This is a genomic window from Methanosarcina subterranea, assembly GCF_055385895.1.
Window position 1 is genome coordinate 864,312 of record NZ_AP042426.1, and the last position, 22,405, is coordinate 886,716.

18 protein-coding genes are annotated in these 22,405 nt (G+C 44.1%); 8 read left to right on the forward strand and 10 right to left on the reverse strand.

What is annotated here, in order from left to right:
* Window positions 1-72: 72 nt before the first annotated feature.
* The 4 genes from ACZ5A8_RS03815 to cdhA are packed head-to-tail and all read right to left on the reverse strand — an operon-like array spanning window position 73 to window position 5,251.
* Window positions 73-834: an ATP-binding protein gene (locus tag ACZ5A8_RS03815; protein WP_464532294.1), complete on the reverse strand. Its 762-nt coding sequence runs from the start codon at window positions 832-834 to the stop codon at window positions 73-75.
* Window positions 835-889: 55 nt separating this feature from the next.
* Window positions 890-2,299 carry a CO dehydrogenase/CO-methylating acetyl-CoA synthase complex subunit beta gene (gene cdhC, locus ACZ5A8_RS03820; protein ID WP_464532296.1) on the reverse strand — a complete coding sequence of 470 codons (1,410 nt, stop codon included), beginning with the start codon at window positions 2,297-2,299 and terminating at the stop codon, window positions 890-892.
* Between the two features lie 25 nt (window positions 2,300-2,324).
* Complete coding sequence (gene cdhB / locus ACZ5A8_RS03825; protein ID WP_464532297.1) at window positions 2,325-2,837, reverse strand: CO dehydrogenase/acetyl-CoA synthase complex subunit epsilon; 513 nt, start codon at window positions 2,835-2,837, stop codon at window positions 2,325-2,327.
* A gap of 2 nt (window positions 2,838-2,839) precedes the next feature.
* The gene (cdhA, locus tag ACZ5A8_RS03830; protein WP_464532298.1) at window positions 2,840-5,251 is read right to left on the reverse strand and encodes a CO dehydrogenase/acetyl-CoA synthase complex subunit alpha; all 2,412 of its coding nucleotides are present in this window, start codon (window positions 5,249-5,251) and stop codon (window positions 2,840-2,842) included.
* Between the two features lie 1,396 nt (window positions 5,252-6,647).
* On the opposite strand from cdhA, the gene ACZ5A8_RS03835 reads away from it, so the two are divergent.
* From ACZ5A8_RS03835 to ACZ5A8_RS03845, 3 genes are all read left to right on the forward strand, one after another.
* A complete protein-coding gene (locus tag ACZ5A8_RS03835) occupies window positions 6,648-7,316 on the forward strand; it encodes a rhomboid family intramembrane serine protease (protein ID WP_464532300.1) in 669 nt (222 codons plus the stop codon).
* The gene (locus tag ACZ5A8_RS03840; RefSeq protein ID WP_464532301.1) at window positions 7,313-7,741 is read left to right on the forward strand and encodes a hypothetical protein; all 429 of its coding nucleotides are present in this window, start codon (window positions 7,313-7,315) and stop codon (window positions 7,739-7,741) included. Before ACZ5A8_RS03835 ends, ACZ5A8_RS03840 begins: the two co-directional genes overlap by 4 nt.
* 432 nt (window positions 7,742-8,173) lie before the next feature.
* Entirely contained in the window at window positions 8,174-8,755 is a 582-nt protein-coding gene (locus ACZ5A8_RS03845; protein WP_229390963.1) for a TIGR00288 family NYN domain-containing protein, read from the forward strand.
* A 33-nt stretch (window positions 8,756-8,788) separates the two neighbouring features.
* On the opposite strand, the gene ACZ5A8_RS03850 is transcribed toward ACZ5A8_RS03845, so the two are convergent.
* From ACZ5A8_RS03850 to ACZ5A8_RS03875, 6 genes are all read right to left on the reverse strand, one after another.
* On the reverse strand, window positions 8,789-9,766 hold the full coding sequence (locus tag ACZ5A8_RS03850) for a methanogenesis marker 12 protein (RefSeq protein WP_464532303.1): 978 nt from the start codon (window positions 9,764-9,766) through the stop codon (window positions 8,789-8,791).
* A 23-nt stretch (window positions 9,767-9,789) separates the two neighbouring features.
* Window positions 9,790-10,143 carry a DUF2103 domain-containing protein gene (locus ACZ5A8_RS03855; protein WP_464532304.1) on the reverse strand — a complete coding sequence of 118 codons (354 nt, stop codon included), beginning with the start codon at window positions 10,141-10,143 and terminating at the stop codon, window positions 9,790-9,792.
* A gap of 363 nt (window positions 10,144-10,506) precedes the next feature.
* Window positions 10,507-10,944, reverse strand: a complete 438-nt coding sequence (locus ACZ5A8_RS03860; RefSeq protein WP_464534001.1) for an ACT domain-containing protein — start codon at window positions 10,942-10,944, stop codon at window positions 10,507-10,509.
* A gap of 365 nt (window positions 10,945-11,309) precedes the next feature.
* On the reverse strand, window positions 11,310-12,614 hold the full coding sequence (locus ACZ5A8_RS03865) for a phenylacetate--CoA ligase family protein (RefSeq protein ID WP_464532306.1): 1,305 nt from the start codon (window positions 12,612-12,614) through the stop codon (window positions 11,310-11,312).
* Window positions 12,615-13,074: 460 nt separating this feature from the next.
* The gene (locus ACZ5A8_RS03870; protein WP_229390967.1) at window positions 13,075-14,079 is read right to left on the reverse strand and encodes a DHH family phosphoesterase; all 1,005 of its coding nucleotides are present in this window, start codon (window positions 14,077-14,079) and stop codon (window positions 13,075-13,077) included.
* Window positions 14,080-14,203: 124 nt separating this feature from the next.
* Entirely contained in the window at window positions 14,204-14,557 is a 354-nt protein-coding gene (locus tag ACZ5A8_RS03875; protein WP_229390968.1) for a prefoldin subunit beta, read from the reverse strand.
* A 447-nt stretch (window positions 14,558-15,004) separates the two neighbouring features.
* On the opposite strand from ACZ5A8_RS03875, the gene ACZ5A8_RS03880 reads away from it, so the two are divergent.
* From ACZ5A8_RS03880 to ilvC, 5 genes are all read left to right on the forward strand, one after another.
* Window positions 15,005-16,090 carry a M42 family metallopeptidase gene (locus ACZ5A8_RS03880; protein WP_464532308.1) on the forward strand — a complete coding sequence of 362 codons (1,086 nt, stop codon included), beginning with the start codon at window positions 15,005-15,007 and terminating at the stop codon, window positions 16,088-16,090.
* 543 nt (window positions 16,091-16,633) lie between these two features.
* Window positions 16,634-18,106, forward strand: coding sequence for a (R)-citramalate synthase (locus tag ACZ5A8_RS03885; RefSeq protein ID WP_464534002.1), 1,473 nt, complete (start codon window positions 16,634-16,636; stop codon window positions 18,104-18,106).
* A gap of 292 nt (window positions 18,107-18,398) precedes the next feature.
* Entirely contained in the window at window positions 18,399-20,093 is a 1,695-nt protein-coding gene (locus ACZ5A8_RS03890) for an acetolactate synthase large subunit (RefSeq protein WP_464532309.1), read from the forward strand.
* Window positions 20,093-20,578, forward strand: a complete 486-nt coding sequence (ilvN, locus tag ACZ5A8_RS03895; RefSeq protein ID WP_464532311.1) for an acetolactate synthase small subunit — start codon at window positions 20,093-20,095, stop codon at window positions 20,576-20,578. Before ACZ5A8_RS03890 ends, ilvN begins: the two co-directional genes overlap by 1 nt.
* A gap of 372 nt (window positions 20,579-20,950) precedes the next feature.
* Entirely contained in the window at window positions 20,951-21,958 is a 1,008-nt protein-coding gene (ilvC, locus tag ACZ5A8_RS03900) for a ketol-acid reductoisomerase (RefSeq protein ID WP_464532313.1), read from the forward strand.
* Window positions 21,959-22,405: the final 447 nt, after the last annotated feature.

Sequence of the window (22,405 nt, forward strand, 5' to 3'; positions counted from 1 at the left end):
CTAATTCCGGTACGGTTTTCTGCATTTTTCTGCATTTTTCTGCAAATCCACAGGTTCAAAAGGAAGCTGGGGTCAGAACCCCAGTTTTTGTACTATTTTTTCAATTTCTTTTGCAGCAACCGAATCATCCGGGATTTCAAAGAGAGGTATACCTTTTATATCCATTTCCTCGATTTTGGGGTCGAGAGGGATAGTACCTATCAGGCTAAGTTTCAGGTCGCCTGCCAGTTTAATGAGCTCTTCGCGGTTAGTATCTGTAACTTTATTTGCAATAACGTGAATTCTGCCAACATTTGAATCCAGTTCAGTCACAAGTTCATGAATCCTTTCGGCAGTCCTGAATCCCCTGCGTGAGGCGTCAGTTACAACAATGAGGTCATCGATGTCCCGGATTATCTTCCGGCTGAAATGCTCAAGCCCTGCCTCCGCATCAATGATAACTACATCATAGTTCACGATCAGTTTGTCCATGATGCCACGAAGAAGGTTGTTTACGTAACAGTAGCAGCCTGAACCTTCGGGCCTGCCCATTACAAGCAGATCATAGCCAGGCATTTCTTCAATGATCTCATAGACCTTACTTTTAAGCACTGACTCTTTATTCATATCGGGGTTGTCAGGCCTTGGTTTAGTGATTTCTGCCTGTAAAAACTCCTTTGCATCCCCGATTGTTTTTACATTCTCAGCACCAAGGGTTTCGGGCAGATTAGTATCTGCATCTGCATCAACTGCCAGTATGAACTTCCCTTTTTTGGAAAGGTAGCGGATCAGAAGAGCCGCTACCGCTGTTTTACCAGTCCCGCCTTTACCCGTTATTGCAATTACTTTAGTCACAGAATACCCCTTTGGATTGTTTTTCGGTTTTAGGCAATTGCCTGTCGTTACTCAGTTACTTCTTTTCTTTCTTTTCGCTAATGATCATCCTGTCAATGGTGATCTTTGCGTTCTTGAAGGTCAGCTTTATTCCGCCGCCTGAACCGCCGGACATCATTGGCATTGCAGGCATCTGGAAGCCGGCTGCAGGCATCATCATTGGAGCTGCTGCAACTGCTACTTCCTCTTCTTCTTCCTCTTCTTCCTCTTCTTCTTCAGCAGCTGCCCAGGTGGCAACGACAGGGTGTTTCTTCTCTTCGAGGAAGGCTTTCAGGGACTGAATGTCAGTTGCATCGTTCTCAGTTGCGATCTTGTCCTTCAGGTCAGCAGGGATGGCTTCATCGATTTTCGCCTTGAACTTTGAAGGCAGCCACACTACTCTGTTCCATCCGCCATCGGCCTGGATGAACTTGGGGGAGTAGAAGTAGTTGATACCTACACCAAGGAAACCTACGATCTGCTTTCCGCCGCCGGTCTGCCCGGCCATTGTGGAGAAGCCGATACCGTTCGGAGCCATTCCCTGGTATTCTCTGTCTACCCAGCCAATACCGTCGACTTCAGGGATATAGAACCCGACTACTTCGAAACAGCCACAGGATGTGTGCGGGGAATCGAAGAATGAGTGGAGTTTGATCTTGTCAAATTCGCCGGCTGAGAGCTTCTTGGCAACGTCATTGATTCCGGAGTATTCTCCTGTCTTGGCATCAAGAACTTCACCCTTCTCAATTGTAAACTGTGGGCCTTCAGGGTCGACTTTTGCTGCTGCACGGCCATCGAACCAGTTGATTGCACCACAGAGGGAGACTCTGTCAGGGGAGACTACACAGACGTTGGTCGGAGCAAAGGACTGACAGAGTGTGCATCCGTAGAAGACATCCACATCTTCATCGTGCAGGTCTTTTGTCCTTGCGTCTCTTGCCTTGAAAATCTCCTTTGCGGCTTCGAGCTGCTTCTTAACTTCTTCTTCGTCGGTATAGAATGTAACCTGCATCTTCTCTATGAAGGGCAGTTCACTCTTGAAGAGCATCATTACGGCTTTTCCGAAAGGCTCAAAGGAGTCCATCTTTGCAGCTGTGTCCTTGGAAACTCTCATCCAGACATCGTACCTCTGGTTCAGGTGCATAATGCCCTGGCAGTAGTTGATGAAGTCGTGGACACGCCTTTCTACGACTGATTCAAGGTCAGGCTCGACAAGTTCTCCGCCAATGTTAAAGATCATTGCCCAGGGGTATGTCTTGCCTTCTTCGAGCTGCTTGAGGTCAGGACCGACAATTGTTACTTTGTCATCCTCAATTGAATCCATATCTGCTGCACGGACAAGTTCCAGACCAATGGACTTCGGGCCACCGAGTTCAACGAACATTCCTTCTTTTCGTACTCTTTCTCCTTCATACATTGGGGAAATGTCAAATGGGAATTCTGCCATTACGTTTCGCCTCCTAAATCAAAAATTATAAAAGGTTAATTACCTCATCAAGTGCTTCAATGTGGTCTGCCCTGCTCAGGTTTCCGAAAGACATTGTTGCGTTCTGGATGTATTTGTTGTCGATTGAGATTGTTCTGATATCGCTAAAGTTCTTGGTTGCTGACAATACCTGGTTGATATAGTACTTCAGGTGGCCCAGGAAAATGACTGTGTCATAGTTCCCATTGCCGTCAAGGCCTGGCCAGTTGGGGTCTGTGAGATAGAAACCAAGCTGGTGCAGGTTAATGTACTTGGCATTGACATCCTTGTCAACAAAGCCTGGCATTGAGGTACCTGTTGCAGCAATAGGGATGTTCTTTGCCTGTGCAATCTTGATTGCACGGTCCAGAACATCAGGGTTAAGGACTGAGGTCCCTACCACTAAAAGAGGTCTCTTTGCCTTTGAAATCAGCTTGGCAGCAACTTCTGTTGTGATAGCTTTTGAGGTCTTCACACCGTAGCTGGTGAACAGTTTAGTGTTCTTGGTAGTGTCAACCATCTTCAGGCCTCCTTGCAGAGTCTTTTGAGGTTAGTTGGCTGTGCAGAGACATCGAACTTAATCTTCGGGCCGGAAATGATCTTTTTCTTCTTCCAGTCGATTTCCCATCCATGCTCGGTTTCAAGTTTCTTCAGGAGCATTTCACGCTTGGAGAGTGGGAGATCTGCCTCGTGCCTGACGTACATCCACCAGTCTTCTGGCATGATGCCGAGGTACTTCTCACTTAGCTCCATCCAGTGGGTCAGCTTAATGGACCTGCCCATGTTGTTGTCGGACGGGCGGATACAGTTCTTTGCCATCATTATACAGGCTTCCTGCCAGGTCTCTGCGGTAGTTATGAGGAACTCCGGAGCTGGGGGAATGTCCATTACGGAACCGTTTCTGCTGTCGTAAACTTTCCATTTGGACTCGTCGTAGTTCTTGGCAATCAGGGCTCTCCTGTACTTTCCACTGTGGGGGCCGAGAACTGCAGGGATACCAAACATGTTACATCCGGTACCAATAGCTGCTGCCTTCTGGGAGTATGCACCCCATGCAAGACCTACCGCACCGACACGGGTAAGGGTATAGTCAGCGATTTCTGCGAGGTTGCCTGAAAGGTTTCTGCCTGCAAAGATTGCAGCGACTTTGTGGGCTGTACCAGAGATGTGGGCGTTCGAGACACAGGACCCTGTGTTAAGGATGTTTCCTTTCTCAAACCTGCCGGGGTACCTCTCGTAGAGAGTCTTGCCGTCAGCATCTTTGTACATGCCTATGTCCATTGCGGAACATCCGGATACTGCAAGCAGGTAGTTCCTTCCGAGAAGCTCTTCTGCGATGTTATAGACGTCCTTGGAGCCTGCAGGGTAGTTGGAACATCCGATAATTGCGATAACACCCGGGGTGGTACCCATAACCAGGTTCAGACCTTCTGCCCTGATTTCGGCATCGCTTACCTGACCTCTTCCTGCTCTTACAAGGCCCTTCTCTTCGGCGATAGCCTTCTGGGCAGCCTTCTCAATCAGGTTCAGGACGGGTATTTCCTTGTTACATACCTGTTCGCACCTGCGGCAGCCTATACAGAGGTCGTGCAGCTCTTCCAGCGCAGAATAGTCTCCTCCCTTTGCCACTGCAATTGCGGAGGGGATTTCAAGTTCTTCTGGGCATGCCAGTGCACATTCTCCACATTCTACACACTTGGAGACGAGAGCTACCATTTCTTCGTCTGTGGGGATGGCTGAGATTCCTTCACGGAGTGGAGCCATTTCCATAGCAAGTCTGGGTACGAGCTCTCCGAGCTTGTCGTAGTCCAGCATTACACAGCCTGGAATCTTTCCGGTCTTGAGATCCTCAATGATTGCATCAACATCATCATTGGTCCTGTCTGGCAGGCCGTACATGATCTTTTCATTGGATGCGATAACAGGGATCTTCAGTTTCTGGCCTTCAACTACGAGGTCAGCCCTTACACACTGTTCATCAAGGACAATTACATCAGGAATTCCGGAGCGTACAACCTTTAATTCCTTTGAAATGGTACCGACAATCTTTGCGTAGGGGGCTTTCCTGTCTTCTCTCTTGTACCTGGTCATGTCGAATGCGGTACAGCAGAGACCTCCGATTTCCATTTTGTCAGTCAGGTCATGCTCTTCCATGTAGTCCATGATGTAGGTGACCCCGGCAACGTTGTGCCCGATGGCAATGATAACCGGTTTACTTGGATCGAGTGTTCCCATACCGACTTCTACAAGCGGGGCTTCGGGGTCTGACTTCGGGAAACCAAGTGAAGTAACCTGAGCAATATCGGAAACTTCCATTCCCACGTGGTCAAGAATTCCGGCAAGCATTGACTTGTTGTCATAGTCGATTGCTGCTCCTTCCTGCCCTGCGTGTATTGTTGCAAGCAACTGGCCCAGTTCTTCTTCAACATATTCCATTATGGGTTTGAGGTCTCCGAGGGTCTTCGGCTGCTGGCCAGTGACAAGCTGGATATTGGGAGCGATTACGTTTGAGGCCCCCATATTAATTGGCATGTCCTCCCCAAAGAGCTCAATGATGTGGTTAAGCAGGTGGCGTCCGTGGGCGCTGTGGCATGCACAACCCGTGATGCAGCGCAGGAAAAACTCTCTTGCAGTCTGACCTTTCATGTCAATACCGCAGGCGCCTCTCTTATTTCCTTCCAGGTTACACGGTCCGAAAGTACAGTAGCAGCACTGGTCACACATGGGGGTGTAAACAGGCTCGTAACGGTCGAACAGTGTAAAGCTCCAGTCCCGTAATGTGGCGATTGTGGGGAAGGGGGTGGGACCCATCGGGCCTAACTCTTTTGCTTTTTCTTCTGCAGCCTCCTTTGCTGCCCCTACAATGTTGTTAATAGTGATCTGAACGGATTCCAGATCTTCTATAGAAAAACTCCCGGTAGTTAGTTTGCTCATGTGAGCTTTACCTCCTAAATTTGTTTAAAGTCAACTTCGCCAAGACGATTGCAATTCTGATAAGCGGCATATTCTTAATGATTATACATTATATATCTTGCCGTCTGCTTTTAAGTTACAACCGTTTAAATGACGTTTTATGGTAAAACGTTCTTAGCTCTCTATTTGAACATTAAACGCTATACCAACGTTTTTTCAAATAAAAACGTTTTTATAGGGACTATTTTCTTGTAAAAGTCGTTTTTAGGGCCTGAGTTCTCTTCCAAATCCCTTTTTACGCCCTATGTCTCAAAAAAACCGTTTTTGCCAACGATTGAGACCTTAATATTGAGCAGAGGTCGCTACCGATGGATAATAAACACTAATTAAAAGTCTAAATGTACCAAATCTATATAACATTTTCTAATTTGTAACACCCTATTTCGCGATGGGTAAAATGGAATGTAGAGACTCAGTCTTCATAAAAAAAATCTCAGAGATCTTCTGTATGAGAAAAATCTTCAACGTCTGAAGATGCTGGTTTTTTGACTTAGTATTCTTGAGCCTTAATTATTTTTTCTATGGATTTTAATATTTGTTATTAATTATTTCTTTTTTTCATACTAATAACAAATAATTTTAAAGCTTCTTCTTATCTGAGTGTCAAATTTTGCACAAATAAAACTCAAACTATTCCATATCAGCTTTTAATATATTATTCGTAATAATTATTTAATTTATTATACTTCCCTTTCTTATGAAAATATCAAAACTTATTTATATCGGTACGTTCTCCAAATCACTTTATACAGTAAACGCTGTAAACCGTTTTTATGATTTTTTTCTGGAGATGATTAATTCTAATAATTATATTTGAATATTAACTGATATATTCTTTGATTTTAATAAAACACGTTCCAATATAAAAGGAGCGCTGGGCTTATTTCCGGATGCGTGATACTATTAATATCATGGAATTATATATCATTAAATGAGTTAGAGATTTAAAACTGCTTATTTCCAAAATTAGGGGTTAAAACCAATCAATTTGATTAACTCAGGGTTGCAGTTAATCTTTTTGTTTACAGGTTTTTCAAGACATGGGATTTAGAGTGAAGATTCCAGGCTTGAAGGCTTCAATGATATATATCTGGTTTCTGACACTGGATCAGAGTATGGGATTATTTACGGTGGCCTTTTCAGTTTATGAAGCCTGCTATTGATCAGCTTACTTACTGGTATTTGTTCCTTACCTTATGTTTGGATAATATTCTTGTGTTTGGACACCATTCTTGTGCTTGAATGATACTCTGATTTATTTTGAGGCATCGCAAATTGCCTTTTATAATTCGCCTTATTAGTCAGGTGCTTTTATTCAACAATTTTATACCGGATTAAGATAGAGAGTAATTAGAACATGTTTAACCGTGATACACCGTATGAGTCTCGAGGTGGAACAACTGATAGAATCAAAAGCTCTGTTTCCACAAGCCCGTCGATGGCAATCATCTTCCTATGCATAATTTCTTTCTTTCTGGAAATGGTTCCGGGCATAGGATCTCTCTATGTAAGCGCTTTTCAGTTTGACCCGGGTTCTCTTCTGACGAGGCCCTGGACACTTGTCACATACATTTTTCTGCACACCGGCTTATGGCATCTTTTTTTTAATATGCTTGTCCTGTACTTCTTCGGGACTGCGCTTGAGCGAAGGGTTGGGAATAAACAGCTCCTTGGGATCTTCTTTACTGCAGGAGTTCTATCTGCAATAGGATACACTTTCTTAAGCCGGCCTATTTTCAATATTTACCCCGGCCCTATGGTTGGTGCGAGCGGGGCTATCTACGGAGTCTTTGCAGCTCTTACCGTACTTGAGCCGAACCTCAGGGTATATGTTTATTTTATCCCGATGCGTTTAAAGCATGCTTTAGTGCTCTTTGCTATGTTTGATTTTTTAATGGTCAATTCTTCAGATATGATAGCCCATACTGCTCACCTGAGCGGACTCTTTGTAGGCCTCTACATGGGTTTTCGTATGAAGAAAATCCATGAAAAATATCTGAAGTCGAGGTATGACGGCAGGTGGTGAGTCTGGAAGAGGAAGCCTTTTCTCAGGACAGGTATTATTATCCGAGACCCGGTCCAGGGGAAAAAATTCCAATTCAGATCTTAAATTTCAGGCGAGTCTTTGCAGCCTGGTCCCCAAAGTTGAAAAGTACTCTTTATTTTGAAAAAGCCCCCGAGGCTCCTGAGGAAGAAGGTCTTAAAAGGGTAAGAGAAGTTATCCTCCTTCAGGTCTATGACTGGTTCGCGGGCAGGGAAGGGTTAATACAGCTTACGGGTCCGGAGTTCGAGCAGTTTATGGAGGTCTACGAAGCTTTCCTACATAAATTAGGGGAAATTCAGTACAGCAGGCAGAAGAAGGGAAGGAAAGTTGAAAATATCTTTGAACTTCGTGAGTCTCCTTACATTATTCGGGAAGTTAAAAAAGGCCCTTTTTCCGATAAATTATAATTCTATAAAATATATATCGTGTTCTATAGTTAAAATTATTTAATTTTGAGGGGTTTAATTATTACTCAGGACTTCCAGGGAAGGTGAGGTTTTTCGGTCCAAACACTCATATAGGGCAAAATTAAAACCTTTAATTGTCAAAGTATGCAAATGTTTTACTACAGAAAAGCAAATATTTAGATATAATCAGATTATACCCGGACTGCCAGGTATCGGGCTTTAAACCTGAAAAACCGCAGTTGTAGATTCATGGTTATGGGAACGAAAGCTGCGACTTTCTAAAGTTTAAAGCAAAAACTTGTATCGGCAGGCATGAGATAGCTGCTGGAAACTATATTGCCCTCACAGGCCAATTCTCCCTGAATCTTTGAGGGTATAAAAGTAAAAAAAGCAGGTTGAGTAAAACTGTAAGGATCACAGAGGACATTGATAATGAAGCCTGTAAAAAGCGGACTTGATTCAATTTCTAGATACCTCCGTACTAAGAAAGAAGTTGGCAGGAGGAAAATAGGACTTCTGGTAGATGGGCCGAATATCCTCAGAAAAGAGTTTGATGTAAATCTTGAGGAAATAAGGGACGTTTTGAAGGACTACGGGAATATCAAGATCGGACGCGTTTTCCTGAACCAGTACGCCTCTGACAAGCTCGTCGAGGCTATTGAAAACCATGGACTTGAGCCCATCATCTGTTCCAGTGATGTGGATGTGCGCCTCGCAGTAGAGGGCATGGAACTGGTCTACAACCCTAATATAGATACCCTTGCAATCGTGACCCGAGATGCGGATTTCAAACCGCTCCTGAACAAAGCAAATGAACACGGGAAAGAGACAATTATCTTCGGGGTTGAGCCCGGATTTTCCACAGCGCTCAAGAATTCTGCGGATTATGTCATTCTAATGGACAAAAACCGCATGAGCGGTTACGATGATGAAGTCGAAGGAGGAAAACTTGACGCCTCAGAGCTCGAAGATTATCAGGAAGATGAGTATGAAGAGCCTGTGGAAAAGACCTGATTCTTCTCTAAGGATGGCTCCTCTTCCCACTCTTTAAGGATAATCGACATCTATTCCAAGGATCTGTTTTTCTCCGGCAAAAACGTCCCTTGCTATCTCGGCACAGCCAATTGCAGCGTGCCACTTCCCGAGGCTATTACAGTCCTGACCAAGATGTTTGCAGATCCTTTTCTGCATGTATTCTACTTCCCCTACCGAACCTGCAAGAAAGACAGCTCCGGTAACCTCATAGTCTTTGAGGAGAAGCTGCATCGAAGCAATTTCCATAGCTGCAAAAAGAGCTATGGTATCAAGGGCAAGCAGGGCAGTTTTTTCGCCTTTTTCGGCTGCATTGAGAAGTTCTTCCCTGTACTTATAAGGGGTCATCTTCAAAGCCCCTGCTTCTATAAAAGCCTGATTAGCTGTCTGGAGACCGTCATCAACATTCCTTATTGCCTGCAGGTCAAGAGGTCCGTGATGAACTCCCGGAGCAAAAATGCAGGCGTCAATTGCACCGATTACTTTTCCCGAAGCAATTGCGAGGGTCACAGTGTTGGAGCTGATATCGGAAACTACAAAGTTTTCATAGCCCAGACACCGGATATGGTATGCAATCCCCAGCTTTTCCGGGCTTGTTAGATGGGAAAATACCTTCATTCTAGGATCTACTTTACTTCCCGTGTGAAGACCAGGAAGTGCTATCGCCGGAATTCCGGAGTTTCTTACTGCATCAAACACCCGTGTGCCTCCTCCGGTCTTTTTTCCTGCTCCTTCCGTACTCCGAAGCCCCCTTCCCTCAAGTTTTCTTAAGTCTTTGATTTCAGAAAAACCGTCTCCCATAGAGTATGTCAGAGCAATAAGGTCGATGTTTCCAGTCTCAACTCCAAACTCTTTTTCTACGGATATCAGGATTTTTTTTTCTGACATTGCGGCCGCTTCAGCCCTTCCGAGTTCAAATGTCAGGACTTTTTCACCCTCAATAAGTGCAAAGCGCATTGCTGTTGTTCCGTGGTCAACCCCTATGAATGCCAAGTAGTAATCTCTCCTTCAACGCCTCAGAGGGCATTTTTTAATATCTCATTCAATTCGTTCATAATTCTGTCCCCTTCATCAGCTATACCGACCGTTGTCACCAGCCTGACTTCCTGGAAACTTCTACCTTCAGAGAGCAATAGCCTGAGGTTCCCTCTGGCGTCAGCGCGCAGGACTTTTCCAGCCAGTTTTCCCCCTGCAACACCTTTTACGGAAATTACGGACGGAATTACTTTTTTTATTTCTGGGTGCTGGCTTACAAGCTTTACGAGTTTTTTTCCAGCTCTTCCCCCAATAATCGTGGTATGAGTTCCGCCAAGTTTATTCTTTGAAAGGTTTTGAGCGTTTTCCTGTAAGCTATCTTTATTCTCTGTCATTTTAGTCAAATCGGCTGATTTTACCTTTTTGTCGGCTCAATCTTTGTTAATGTTATATGGACTGCCTTTTCCTTATTCTCAGAAATGTCTTTCTCTGTTTGTTCTTTTTATATTTATAATGTATATCTATTTACGCAGTAAAGGTCCAGAGAATCTCTGATAAGTAAATTTCTTAATAAATATTTCCGGCTACAGGTATCTCCCGGCTGCGAAACTTTTTATAAAACAATTGCCACTCAGCCAGGATTATGTAAAAAGAGTACTCCAGATGCTCAGGCAGACAAATAAATGTGCCAGGCTCTGGATATTTTCTGGTTTTTTCTTTAAAGCTGCTTTCCCGTAAAATCCGGTACTCAATCAAAATCAGATCTTTTCAAGTTCTTTCATGCCGATTAGCTTTATACCGTTCTCTTCCAGCGTTTTTACCGCTTTCTCGATCTCATTTACCCGAACAATGAGAAGAGCTTTCTGGTCCCGGGTAACAAAAGCATAGGCATAATCAAGGTTGATACTGGATTCTCCGAAAACTTCCGCAATCCGGGACATGCTGCCAGGGACATCTTCCATTTCGATTCCAAGAACGCTGGTCTCTGAAACTGTGAACCCGGCATCATGGAGCACACGGTGAGCATAATCTGACCTGTCCACAACCATACGAATGATCCCGAAATCTCCTGACTCGGCAATGGTAAATGCTCTTATGTTTATGCCTGCACTCTTCAATTTATTTGCCACGCTTGCAAGTCTGCCAGGTTTGTTTTCCGCAAAAAGGGAAATTTGTTTTATCACTTTGTCTTCCATTCCAGCACCCATGTCCTTTTATCCCGTATTCCTTTTTATATTTTATTCTTTTTTCTATCAAATTGATCAAGATATTTCAACTTTTTCTCTTTTCTACTTTTTCAGTTCCCTGTTTTAACTTCTTTTCTTTTCTCAATATTTTCCTCAGAATATAATATAAGTTTTTGTCTATTTTTAAGTTTACATTTGGGCTGTTTTACTGATACAAAGAACCGTTCTGGATTTAAAGGAAAAGCTTAAAAAGGAACTGGAAAAAGGAATGCCCTGAAAGAAGTAATATTTCACCTCTTTTTTCGGATATTCCTTTCTTTTTCTAAAGTTGAAACTTTTTGCCTTTTTACTTCATATTTCAAGCTGCAAAATCTTCAGACCTTCCGCTTGTCTATAACCTTCTTTGATTTTCCTTCCGAGCGCGGCAGAGAGCTATGTTCCACAAGTTCTACCTCAACTGCAAGGTTCAGCACGCTTTTTAAAGCGCTTGCAATTTTCTTTTTGAGTGCCATCATGTCCGACATCTTGTCACTGAAGGCAGACTCGTGCATTTCTATCTGGACTTTCATTGAATCGAGTGGGCCTATCCTGTCCACGATAATCATAAAGTGATTCCCTACTTCAGGAATATTCATCAAAACTGATTCAACCTGACCAGGGAAGACATTTATGCCGCGCACTATAATCATATCGTCCGAGCGCCCGCTGATGCGTGTGATCCTCGGGTGAGTCCTGCCGCATTTGCAGGGCTCAGAAAGTTTTCTGGTAAGGTCCTTGATCTTGTAGCGGATAAGGGGGTTTGCTTCTTTTGCCAGGGTGGTGATTACGAGTTCTCCTGTCTCTCCATCGGGCACAGGTTCTCCTGTTTCGGGATTAAGAATCTCTACCAGGAACAGGTCTCCCCATATATGGATGCCGCACTGTTCCTCACATTCTGTAAAGAGGGGACCGCTGAGCTCCGAAGTCCCATAGATGTCATAGGCTTTAATCCCTGACTCATTTTCTATCCGTTTCTTGAGTTCCTCAGACCAGGGTTCAGCCCCGAAAAATCCCCTCTTTAATTGTGTATCGTCCCTGATACTGATGCCCTCTTTCCTTGCGATTTCAATCATGTATAAAAAGTAAGAGGGTGTGCAGGCTATAGCTGTCGTACCAAGGTCTTTCATGAGTTCAAGCTGGCGTTCGGTGTTCCCTGAACTTGTAGGGAGTACGGTTGCTCCTACTTTTTCACTTCCATAATGGGCGCCGAGTCCGCCTGTAAAAAGTCCGTACCCGTAGCTTACCTGGAGGATATCGTCTTTTCCTACCCCAACGGATGTGAAAGCCCGAGCCAGGGATTCTGCCCAGTCGTCAATGTCTTTGTGGGTATACCCGACTACTGTCGGTTTGCCGGTGGTGCCCGAGGAAGCGTGGAAGCGGGCGAGCTTTGAATTAGGGACGCAAAACATTCCGGTAGGGTATGTATCTCTGAGATCCTGCTTAAAAGTAAAAGGTAATTTTCTGACGTCCTCGAGTGTCCGGATGTCTTCCGGGAGAACGCCATGTTCGTCAAACCTTTTTCTGTAAAAAGGAGAGTTCTCATACACATAATGTACGAGGTTTTTCAGTTTTTCTTCCTGCAACTTTCTCAATTCGTCTACAGGCATTGTCTCTATTTCAGGATCCCAGTATTCTGGCATTTTTTTCACGCTCTGTGTTCTTTATTTTGAGACCTTTTAGTTTCAGGCCGCGTCTCTTTCGACCCTCTTTTATGTATATCTTTCATCTCATGTCCCTTTAAGGGCTTTAACGACGGCAGCTCTCATTTACCGTCTATTCGTTTCTGTAAATTGAGGTGCTCCCGGGCGGATATGAATTTCCGGTAGATATGATAATGTGAAGGTAAGTTGGATTCTCATATAAATAATACTTGTTGTTATCGAGTAAAAAAGATGTTTTTCAAATTAAATTGAGAAAAGTAATAGGGTGAATATATCGAAATTTGATTAAATTGAGAAAAATAATAAGATTAATACATCGAAATTAGATTAAAGTGAGAAAAGTGATAGGATATCTCGAAAAAAATGATTACATTCAGTTAAGGAAAAAATTATAGTTATTCTAACCATTAAACAAGTTATTTTAACCGCTTTTTACTATTTATTCGTCCTCTTTAATTTCAATTTCATCCTCGGAAATCTCTTTTGAGGTCGCTCCAAGGGAATTTTCAAGGATTTTCTTTGTCATTTCTCTGCATTTATGCAGTACTTCTTCCATATTGGCAATTATATCTATTCCCGCAGCTCCTGAATGCCCGCCTCCGGTGCCGTTATATTCGTTACTGATATCTTCCATCAGCTGGCCAAGGTTAACTCCGGCATTTACAGCATCGCGCTTCGCCCTTGCACTTACCCTGACGCTTTCTCCTTTGGTAGTGCCAACAAAAGCCACATCAGCTCCGATGTTAATAAGCATGGAAGATGCAGAGCCTCCGAAAGAACTCACATGAGAAGAAGCTATAAGCATATCTCCTATTCTCTCGAGTTCAACCCTACTTGCTGCTTTCAGGATAGCTATGCGCATCGAAATATCCTGTGGGGTGGCAGCCATCAGGTCAAGTACTTCCCCGTACTCAACTCCGCTAGCCTCAATAATTTTTGCCACCGTTCGGAAAGTATCAACAGATGCGTGCTTGAAGTGCCCGGTATCTGTTACGATGCCTGTGAGCATACCGATTCCTACCCTGCGGTTAATCGGCGCCCCCATTACTTTTAAAATATCATAGACTATCTCTACGGTTGAAGTCGTGTTCCTGTGCAGGTAAAATTCTGCGTTCTCGGTAAGGGCAGTGGTAGTATGGTGATCAATTACGCAGTAACTGGTCAACTCAATATCGTTTAACTGCGCTTTCGTCGAAGTATCAACTACGACAACAAAACCGTAATTTGCAGGGTCTGGCTTATCCACTACCTCAATTCCGAGCCTGTCGATCAGGACGGACGCCACCCGGTTGCAGCCGTCTACGAGTCCGACTGTCCCCCCTATCGCCTCGGAAAGAGCAAAAGCACTGCTAACAGCATCCGGATCTGCATTCCTGTGACACAAATATAAAATGTTTCGATAGTCAAGGAGCCGGTTAAAAAACTCCGCTTCATCAACTTGCATTGTTCACTCTGGATACCGTTTTTTATAGGTATCGAAATTCCCGGAGTTCCGGGATTTCGGCACAATCTCCGTTACAGCTATACTTCTGTCCTGTATTCTACTTATATAAAAGAATAATAAAAGGTTATTGTGCTCTGGGTCCCAGTGCCTGCTGGATCTGCTCCTGAAGCTGTTTGAAGCGGGTAGTGAGCCTTTCTTCCTGCCTGGAAATAGACTGAAGCCTGAGTGAGAGAGTTTCTTCCCTGTCTTTAAGTTTTGAAACGGACTCCTCTTTGCTTGTTTTTATCACCAGTTCTCCGACATTACGGTAAATAACCGCATCGTCAGCCAGTCTTTCTAATTCTTCAAGAGCCATTTTGGACTCTTTCTGCATAGCTTCAATCTGAGATTTTTGCATGGTCAAAGCTTGAACCTGCTGCTGTACTTGCTGAAGCTGTGCTATCTGGTTCTGGATTTGAGGAGGTAATTCTGCAGTCATGTAATTTTCACCTGAGTCCTCAATAAACCTGAAGGGATTTTAATGTTTCTGTTCTACAGCTTCCGAAAATAACCTTTACCATCAACCACTAACCTCTACCAGCAGGAAGAAGCTTAACAGTCTCTGCCAAAAACTTAAACAACAAGTTCAACTTATATAAAAACACTCTAACAATTTAATTAATATACAAAAGATGGTCTGGCAAAAGTTATGAGTAGAACACGATTGCGGCCAGGAAACATGTATTAAATACATAGGAACTAAAAAGCCTCAGAAAGTTTTTCAACAAAAGATAATCATAAATGGTCATTCATAATATGTCATATTAAACATATTATTTAGCAAATTAACTGAGTGCATTCCAAACCGAATAGGTATTAGTCCGAATTAACCTGTGCACACTCAGCTGACAGTCCAGATTAAACCACTATTCAGGAGATTTTCTTAATGGAAGAAACTATGAAAAAAGGTGGAAACCTTGAAGAAATAACATCTCTTCTTGAAAAGTTCACAAACGCTCACGGAATTTCCGGCTTTGAAGATGAGGTTCGGAAACTGCTTGAAAAAGAACTTGAACCCTATGTCGACAGTCTGCGGGCAGATACTATGGGGAACCTCATCGCTATTAAAGAAGGGAAAGGACCTTCTGTAATGCTGGCTGCCCATATGGACGAAATAGGGCTCATGGTCAGGTATATTGATGAAAATGGGTTCCTGCGATTTGTCGGGATCGGAGGATGGTTCGATCAGACTCTTCTGAACCAGAGAGTTATGGTTCACGGTAAAAAGGGCACCATTCCCGGAGTTATAGGCTCAAAACCTCCTCACGTAATGAAAGATGAGGACCGGAAAAAGCCTGTAAAACTCGAGGATATGTTTATCGATATAGGGGCAAAAGACAGAGAGGATGCCGGAAATCTGGGAATCGAGATAGGCACGACAGCCTCAATTGATCAGGAATTTGTTCCCCTGGCAAACGGAAAGGTTACCTCCAAGGCTTTTGACGACCGCGCAGGAATCGTAATTCTTCTTGAGGTCATGAAACAGCTCCATGAACTCAAAATTGAAGCTAATGTCTATGCCGTGGGTACGGTTCAGGAAGAGGTAGGACTCAAAGGAGCAAGAACATGTGCTTTCGGGCTCTGTCCGGATATTGCTCTTGCCCTTGACACCACTATCCCTGGAGACCATCCGGGCATCAGCAAGACCGATTCAGCCATGGAGCTGGGAAAAGGGCCCGTAATAACTGTGGCAGATGCGTCTGGAAGGGGTCTTATAGCTCATCCACAGATCCTCAAATGGCTGAGGGAATCAGCTGATGAAAACGAGATCCCCTATCAGCTGGGCGTGGGTTCCGGCGGCACCACCGATGCTACCTCAATACACCTCACAAAGGAAGGTATCCCTACAGGCACGGTCAGCATAGCCACACGCTATATCCACTCTCCAGTGGAGGTACTGGATACGGCAGATATAGAAGCTTGCGTTTCCCTCATTGTAAAGGCAATAGAGAATGTTAAAAAATATTTCTAAATTATAATCCTTAATTTTTAGTCTAAACCCTTATTTTAACTTTTTAAGGCTGGTTAGCAAGAGCATAGCAGGATCATTTTTCTGCAGTGCAACCTGTACGGAAGTTTCTTTAAGGGTTATATAAGCACATTATTTGTTCAAAGCTTTCCATTATCGATTCTTCTTGCAGGTTTATGGGAAACATCTTAAATCCTTTTTTTCATTTTCCTTTTTTCTTTTTTTCATTCTGCATGTTTTCTGGTCGGCTGTGAGGTTTCCGATCAACTTATACTCTTTATTTTCTTACGAAGTACGATATATTGTTAACTGGAAACTAAAAATAGTATGGTCTACCTATTGAAGAGAAGTTTCAGAGAGCCCTGGAGTAAATTAGGGAATGTTCCCGGATATAACGGGGGTTTTTGAGATTAATATATTACATTAAAAATGGGTTTGTAAAACAGGATATAATTATATAATATATTGCAAATATTATCCTCCTGTTCTGCAGGACCAATCTATTAAAATAAAAACCAAAACTGAGGGATTGTATTATTCGAAAATATCCGCTTCCTGGATACTACTTTGAGAGACGGTGAACAAACACCTGGCGTAGCCCTGACCAGAGAGAAGAAACTCTTAATTGCCCGGGCCCTTGATGAGATGAAAGTCTCCGTAATCGAGGCAGGCTCTGCAATTACTTCCGAAGGTGAAAGGGAATCCATCAAGGCTGTAGCTAACGCAGGGCTCAATGCCGAAATCTGCAGCTACTGTAGAATTGTAAAAATGGACGTTGATCATGCTCTTGAATGCGACGTAGATTCAATTCACCTTGTAGCTCCGGTTTCGGACCTGCACATCCGGACGAAAATCAAAAAAGATCGCGATGCAGTAAGGCAGATCGCAGCCGAAGTCATCGAGTATGCTAAAGACCACGGCCTGATTGTGGAGCTGAGTGGAGAAGATGCCTCGCGGGCAGACCTTGGATTTTTAAAAGCCATTTATGCTGACGGGATAGACGCTGGAGCTGACAGGTTATGCTTCTGCGATACCGTGGGGCTTCTGGTGCCTGAAAAGACCACCGAGATTTTCCGTGACCTGTCTTCCTCCCTGAAAGCCCCTATCAGCATTCACTGCCATAATGACTTTGGTTTAGCAACTGCAAATACGGTTGCTGCGCTTGCGGCAGGAGCAAAGCAGGCACATGTGACAATTAATGGTTTAGGGGAAAGAGCCGGAAATGCTTCTCTTGAAGAAGTCGTAATGAACCTTGAATGGCTGTATAAATACGACACCGGCATCAAGCACGAACATATATACCGGATTTCGAGGCTTGTAAGCCGGCTGACCGGAATTCCTGTTTCCCCAAACAAAGCCCTTGTAGGGGGAAATGCGTTCACTCACGAAGCAGGGATTCATGTGCACGGGCTTCTGGCTGACAAGGCAACCTATGAGCCGATGAGCCCTGAATATATCGGACGGCAGCGCCAGATCGTACTTGGAAAACATGCAGGAAGGAGCTCTATTACCCTTGCTTTAAAGGAAATGGGGCTTGAGGCTGATGAGGCTCAGACGGAAGATATTTTCAACAGAGTCAAGCAGATGGGCGATCAGGGAAAACATATTACCGATGCTGACCTGCAGACCATCGCAGAAACCGTGCTTGATATATACAAAGAGCCTCTGGTAAAATTAGAAGAGTTCACCATAGTATCCGGAAACCGTGTGACTCCAACTGCTTCTATAAAGCTCAATGTAAAAGACAAACCTATCTTACAGGCCGGTATCGGAAACGGGCCTGTTGATGCTGTAATTAATGCCATCAGGACAGCTGTAAGTTCCTGTGCGGAAGATATCGTCCTTGAAGAGTACCATGTAGACTCAATTACCGGCGGAACTGATGCGCTTGTAGAAGTAAGGGTAAAACTTTCCAAGAACGGGAAGGTAATTACCGCAAGCGGAGCAAGAACGGACATTATAATGGCATCTGTAGAAGCTGTAATGAACGGGATGAACCGCCTTATCCGGGTAGAATAAGTCCCAAAGGATGCGGAATTCAAAAGTTTCTCAGGAGGACTATCTGTCCTCTCTTTTTTTCGGTTTGACGAAATTTTTGAAATAGGGGATCTCTGACACTCTGAAAACCCGGAGAAACCCTCATCCATATATAACATGATTGATTATGATGTATTTGCGAAATTCGCGAAGAAAAAAATGTGAGTGTGAGAGATAAAAAAGTATTTCTTAAACACACCCTTAACTGGAAAAGTACTCACCTGGATGTGAGTATCCAGTTAGACATCTCAAGAGATAAATAAGGAGATAAATAATGACAACCGGGTCAACAGAAAAAGTTAACGGTGCAAAGGCTCTAATAAAGTGCCTTGAAAATGAAGGAGTTGACACTCTCTTCGGATACCCCGGAGGGCAGATCATTCCTTTCTACAACGAACTCTATGATTCAGATCTGCGCCACATACTTGTACGCCACGAACAGGCAGCAGCTCATGCTGCGGACGGGTACGCCCGTGCTACTGGAAAGACCGGGGTCTGTGTTTCTACTTCAGGTCCCGGAGCAACCAACTTGGTAACAGGTATTGCTACCGCATATATGGATTCAGTGCCGATTGTAGCCTTAACCGGCCAGGTACCAAGATCCCTTATCGGAAACGATGCTTTCCAGGAAGCAGATATTACTGGCATTACTCAGCCAATTACCAAGCATAACTATCTCGTACAGGATCCAGCAGAAATCCCGAGGATTGTAAAAGAAGCCTTCCATATAGCGTCCACCGGAAGGCCTGGCCCGGTATTAATTGACCTTCCAAAGGATGTACAGAATATAGAGATCGACTTACACTATCCTGACAAGGTGGAGCTTAGGGGCTATAAGCCAACTTATAAAGGTAATACCCAGCAGATTAAACGAGCCGCCGAAGAAATTGCAAACTCCTGCAGGCCCATAATCTACGCAGGAGGTGGAGTGATAAGTTCGAATGCGAGTGCAGAACTCGTTGAGCTGGCTGAGACTATCCTGGCTCCGGTTACCACCACTCTTATGGGCATAAGCTCCATCCCGACTGAACATCCTCTCTACGTCGGAATGCTGGGAATGCATGGGTGCAAATATGCAAACTATGCAATTCAGGAATCCGATCTTATCATTGCTGTGGGAGCAAGGTTTGATGACCGCGTAACCGGTAAACTTGAATCTTTTGCCCCCAACGCCAGGATTATCCATATTGATGTTGACCCTGCCGAGATCTCCAAGAATGTAAAGGTACATGTCCCGATTGTCGGGGACGCAAAGCAGGTGCTCAAGTCCCTGATTAAATACATCCAGCGCTGCAACTCCGCGGAATGGATTGAAAAGATAAACCAGTGGAAAAAGGAATATCCTCTTGGCTACAGGCAGGTGTCCGAGGATGTCGTAATGCCCCAGTTTGTTGTCGAGCAGATATCCGAAACATGCAAAGATGCAATCATAGTTACAGAAGTTGGACAGCACCAGATGTGGGCTGCCCAGTTCTTCAAATACAGTACGCCTCGAACCTTCCTGACTTCAGGTGGGCTTGGCACAATGGGATACGGGTTCCCTGCAGCCATAGGAGCCAAGATTGGCAGGCCGGACAAGACCGTTATAAATATCGCAGGTGACGGCTCTTTCCAGATGAACTCTCAGGAACTTGCAACTGTGGTCCAGAACGATATCCCGGTTGTTTCCGTGATCCTGAATAACGGTTATCTGGGCATGGTCAGGCAGTGGCAGGAACTCTTCTATGACAAGAGGTATTCCTGCACCTTTATCAAGGGTAGTGTTGACTTCGTAAAGCTTGCTGAAGCCTACGGGGCTCTCGGGCTGCGTGCAGAGAAGCCGTCCGAAGTCAGGCCTGCAATCGAAGAGGCTGTCAGGTCCGGAAGGCCGGCTGTTGTCGAAGTGATTGTCGAGTGTGAAGCAAATGTTTATCCGATGGTTCCGGCAGGAGCTGCAATTAACGAGATCATTGACCTGGAGGAACACTGATGAAACATACACTTGCAGTCCTTGTGGAAAATAAGTCAGGTGTGCTCTCCAGAGTGGCTTCTCTTTTCTCAAGGCGCGGATATAATATCGACAGTCTGGCTGTGGGGGTTACCGAAGACCCTGATATTTCAAGAATAACCATTGTGGTTCATGGGGATGACCATGTGCTTGAACAGGTAACAAAACAGCTCAACAAGCTCATAGATGTCATCAAGGTCTCGGATATTGGAGGAGATGAAGCGGTTGAGCGGGAACTTGCCCTTATTAAAGTCTCAGCTGATGCGAATACAAGGGCAGAAATTATCCAGATTGCAAATATCTTCAGGGCCAGAATAGTGGATGTTGCCTCAAAATCCATGACAGTTGAGGTAACAGGCGATGAAGGCAAGATCCAGGCAATCGAAAAACTTCTCCGTCAGTTCGGGATCAAGGAGCTGGTCAGGACAGGCAAAATTGCAATGGTCCGCGGGTCAAAGAAGGTTTAAATATTAAGGGCAGGTAAAGAGAGGTAGCTGCGCAATTATTTTTCACAGATTGGGGCAGCCGGAAGCCTTTTCAAATTCTAAAGGTCTTCTTAAAAACACTCCGGGTTTCCGGCCTCTCTTTCCCTTCAAAAGCTCGCCAGGATCCAGAGACAGCAATTTTTCAAAAATCAATTTAATTCTCGGGAGGTATCTGTGTTTGTAAGTCCGGATACTCCCCGAATAATATAGGGAATTTTAATTAAAAAATTAAAGAATTTACAGGTAATCAATCTGTAAAATTAGTCAGCAAAATCAATCAATAAAATTAGTCAGTAAAATCAATCAATAAAATCAATCAATAAAATCAATAAAATCAATCAGGAGAATCAAATAATGGCAACGATAATTTATGACAACGAAACCACTTTTGATGCACTTAAGGATAAGACCATTGCAATAATGGGATATGGAAGCCAGGGACATGCACATGCCAGAAACCTTCACGAGTCCGGGCTTAATGTCGTTGTTGGGCTCAGGAAAGGCAGTTCCAGCTGGACCAAAGCCGAATCTGATGGCCTGAAGGTCATGACTGTCGAAGAAGCTGCAAAAGCTGCAGACGTTATCATGATCCTCCTGCCTGACGAAAAACAGTCATCTGTTTACTATTCCCAGATCGAGCCCAACCTGAAAGCCGGCAACGCCCTTGTTTTTGCTCACGGCTTCAATATCCACTACAACCAGATAGTGCCCCCAAAAGATGTGGACGTTTTCATGGTTGCTCCCAAAGGCCCCGGACACATTGTCAGAAGAACATACACAGAAGGTATAGGAGTTCCTGGCCTGATTGCAGTTTATCAGGACGCAACCGGAAAAGCAAGGGACCTTGCTCTTTCTTACGCCAAGGGTATCGGCGCAACCAGAGCAGGAGTTTATGAAACAACCTTCCGTGAAGAAACCGAAACCGACCTTTTCGGAGAACAGGTTGACCTCTGCGGAGGGATTTCCGCGCTTATCAAGACGGCTTTTGAGGTGCTTGTGGAAGCAGGGTACCAGCCTGAAATGGCTTACTTCGAAACCTGTCATGAAGTCAAACTCATTGTTGACCTTATCTACGAAGGCGGGCTTGAGAGGATGTGGCACTCTGTCTCCAACACTGCCGAATACGGTGGTATGACCGTTGGCCCGAGAATCATCAATGAGGAATCCCGCGAAGCCATGTACGTGGCCCTTGAAAGGATTCAGAACGGCGAGTTCGCAAAAGAGTTCGTCCTCGAAGGCATGGTCAATCATCCTGTACTTAAAGCCATGGAGCGCCAGGAAAAGGAACACCCACTTGAGATTGTCGGCAAAGAAATCCGGGCAAATATCCCCTGGCTCAATAAGAAGATTGATGACGACTGAGCGTAAAGTTACTTTTTTGTTTTAAGCCAGGTCAGGCAATGGGCCTGACAGGCTCATTTTTTCTTATATCTTTTTCCTAGCTACTGTCTTATCTGTCCACCGGCTTCTTCTTACTCTACGCTTTTTGGTAAGTACTCACCATTTTCCTGGCTTTTTGTCGGAAGTGTGCCTATTTTTCTGTAAAATTTACTCTATACGACAATATATCAAAAGTTCTGTAAATTTGTTCTACACATGATACATAGGTTTTTAGGCTAAATCTGAACATAACTCAGATTTCTGGCCGGACTTTTACGGATAAAAGCTCTCGAAGAGTATGTTATATTCAGGTTTACGAATATTTTCTATAAAGGTTCGTATTTTGAGGTATTTTTTGAGTTTTGACAGGAAATAACTGATAATTTCCTGCTAAAATACGAACGTTCTATGTTAAAACGTTCGTATTTG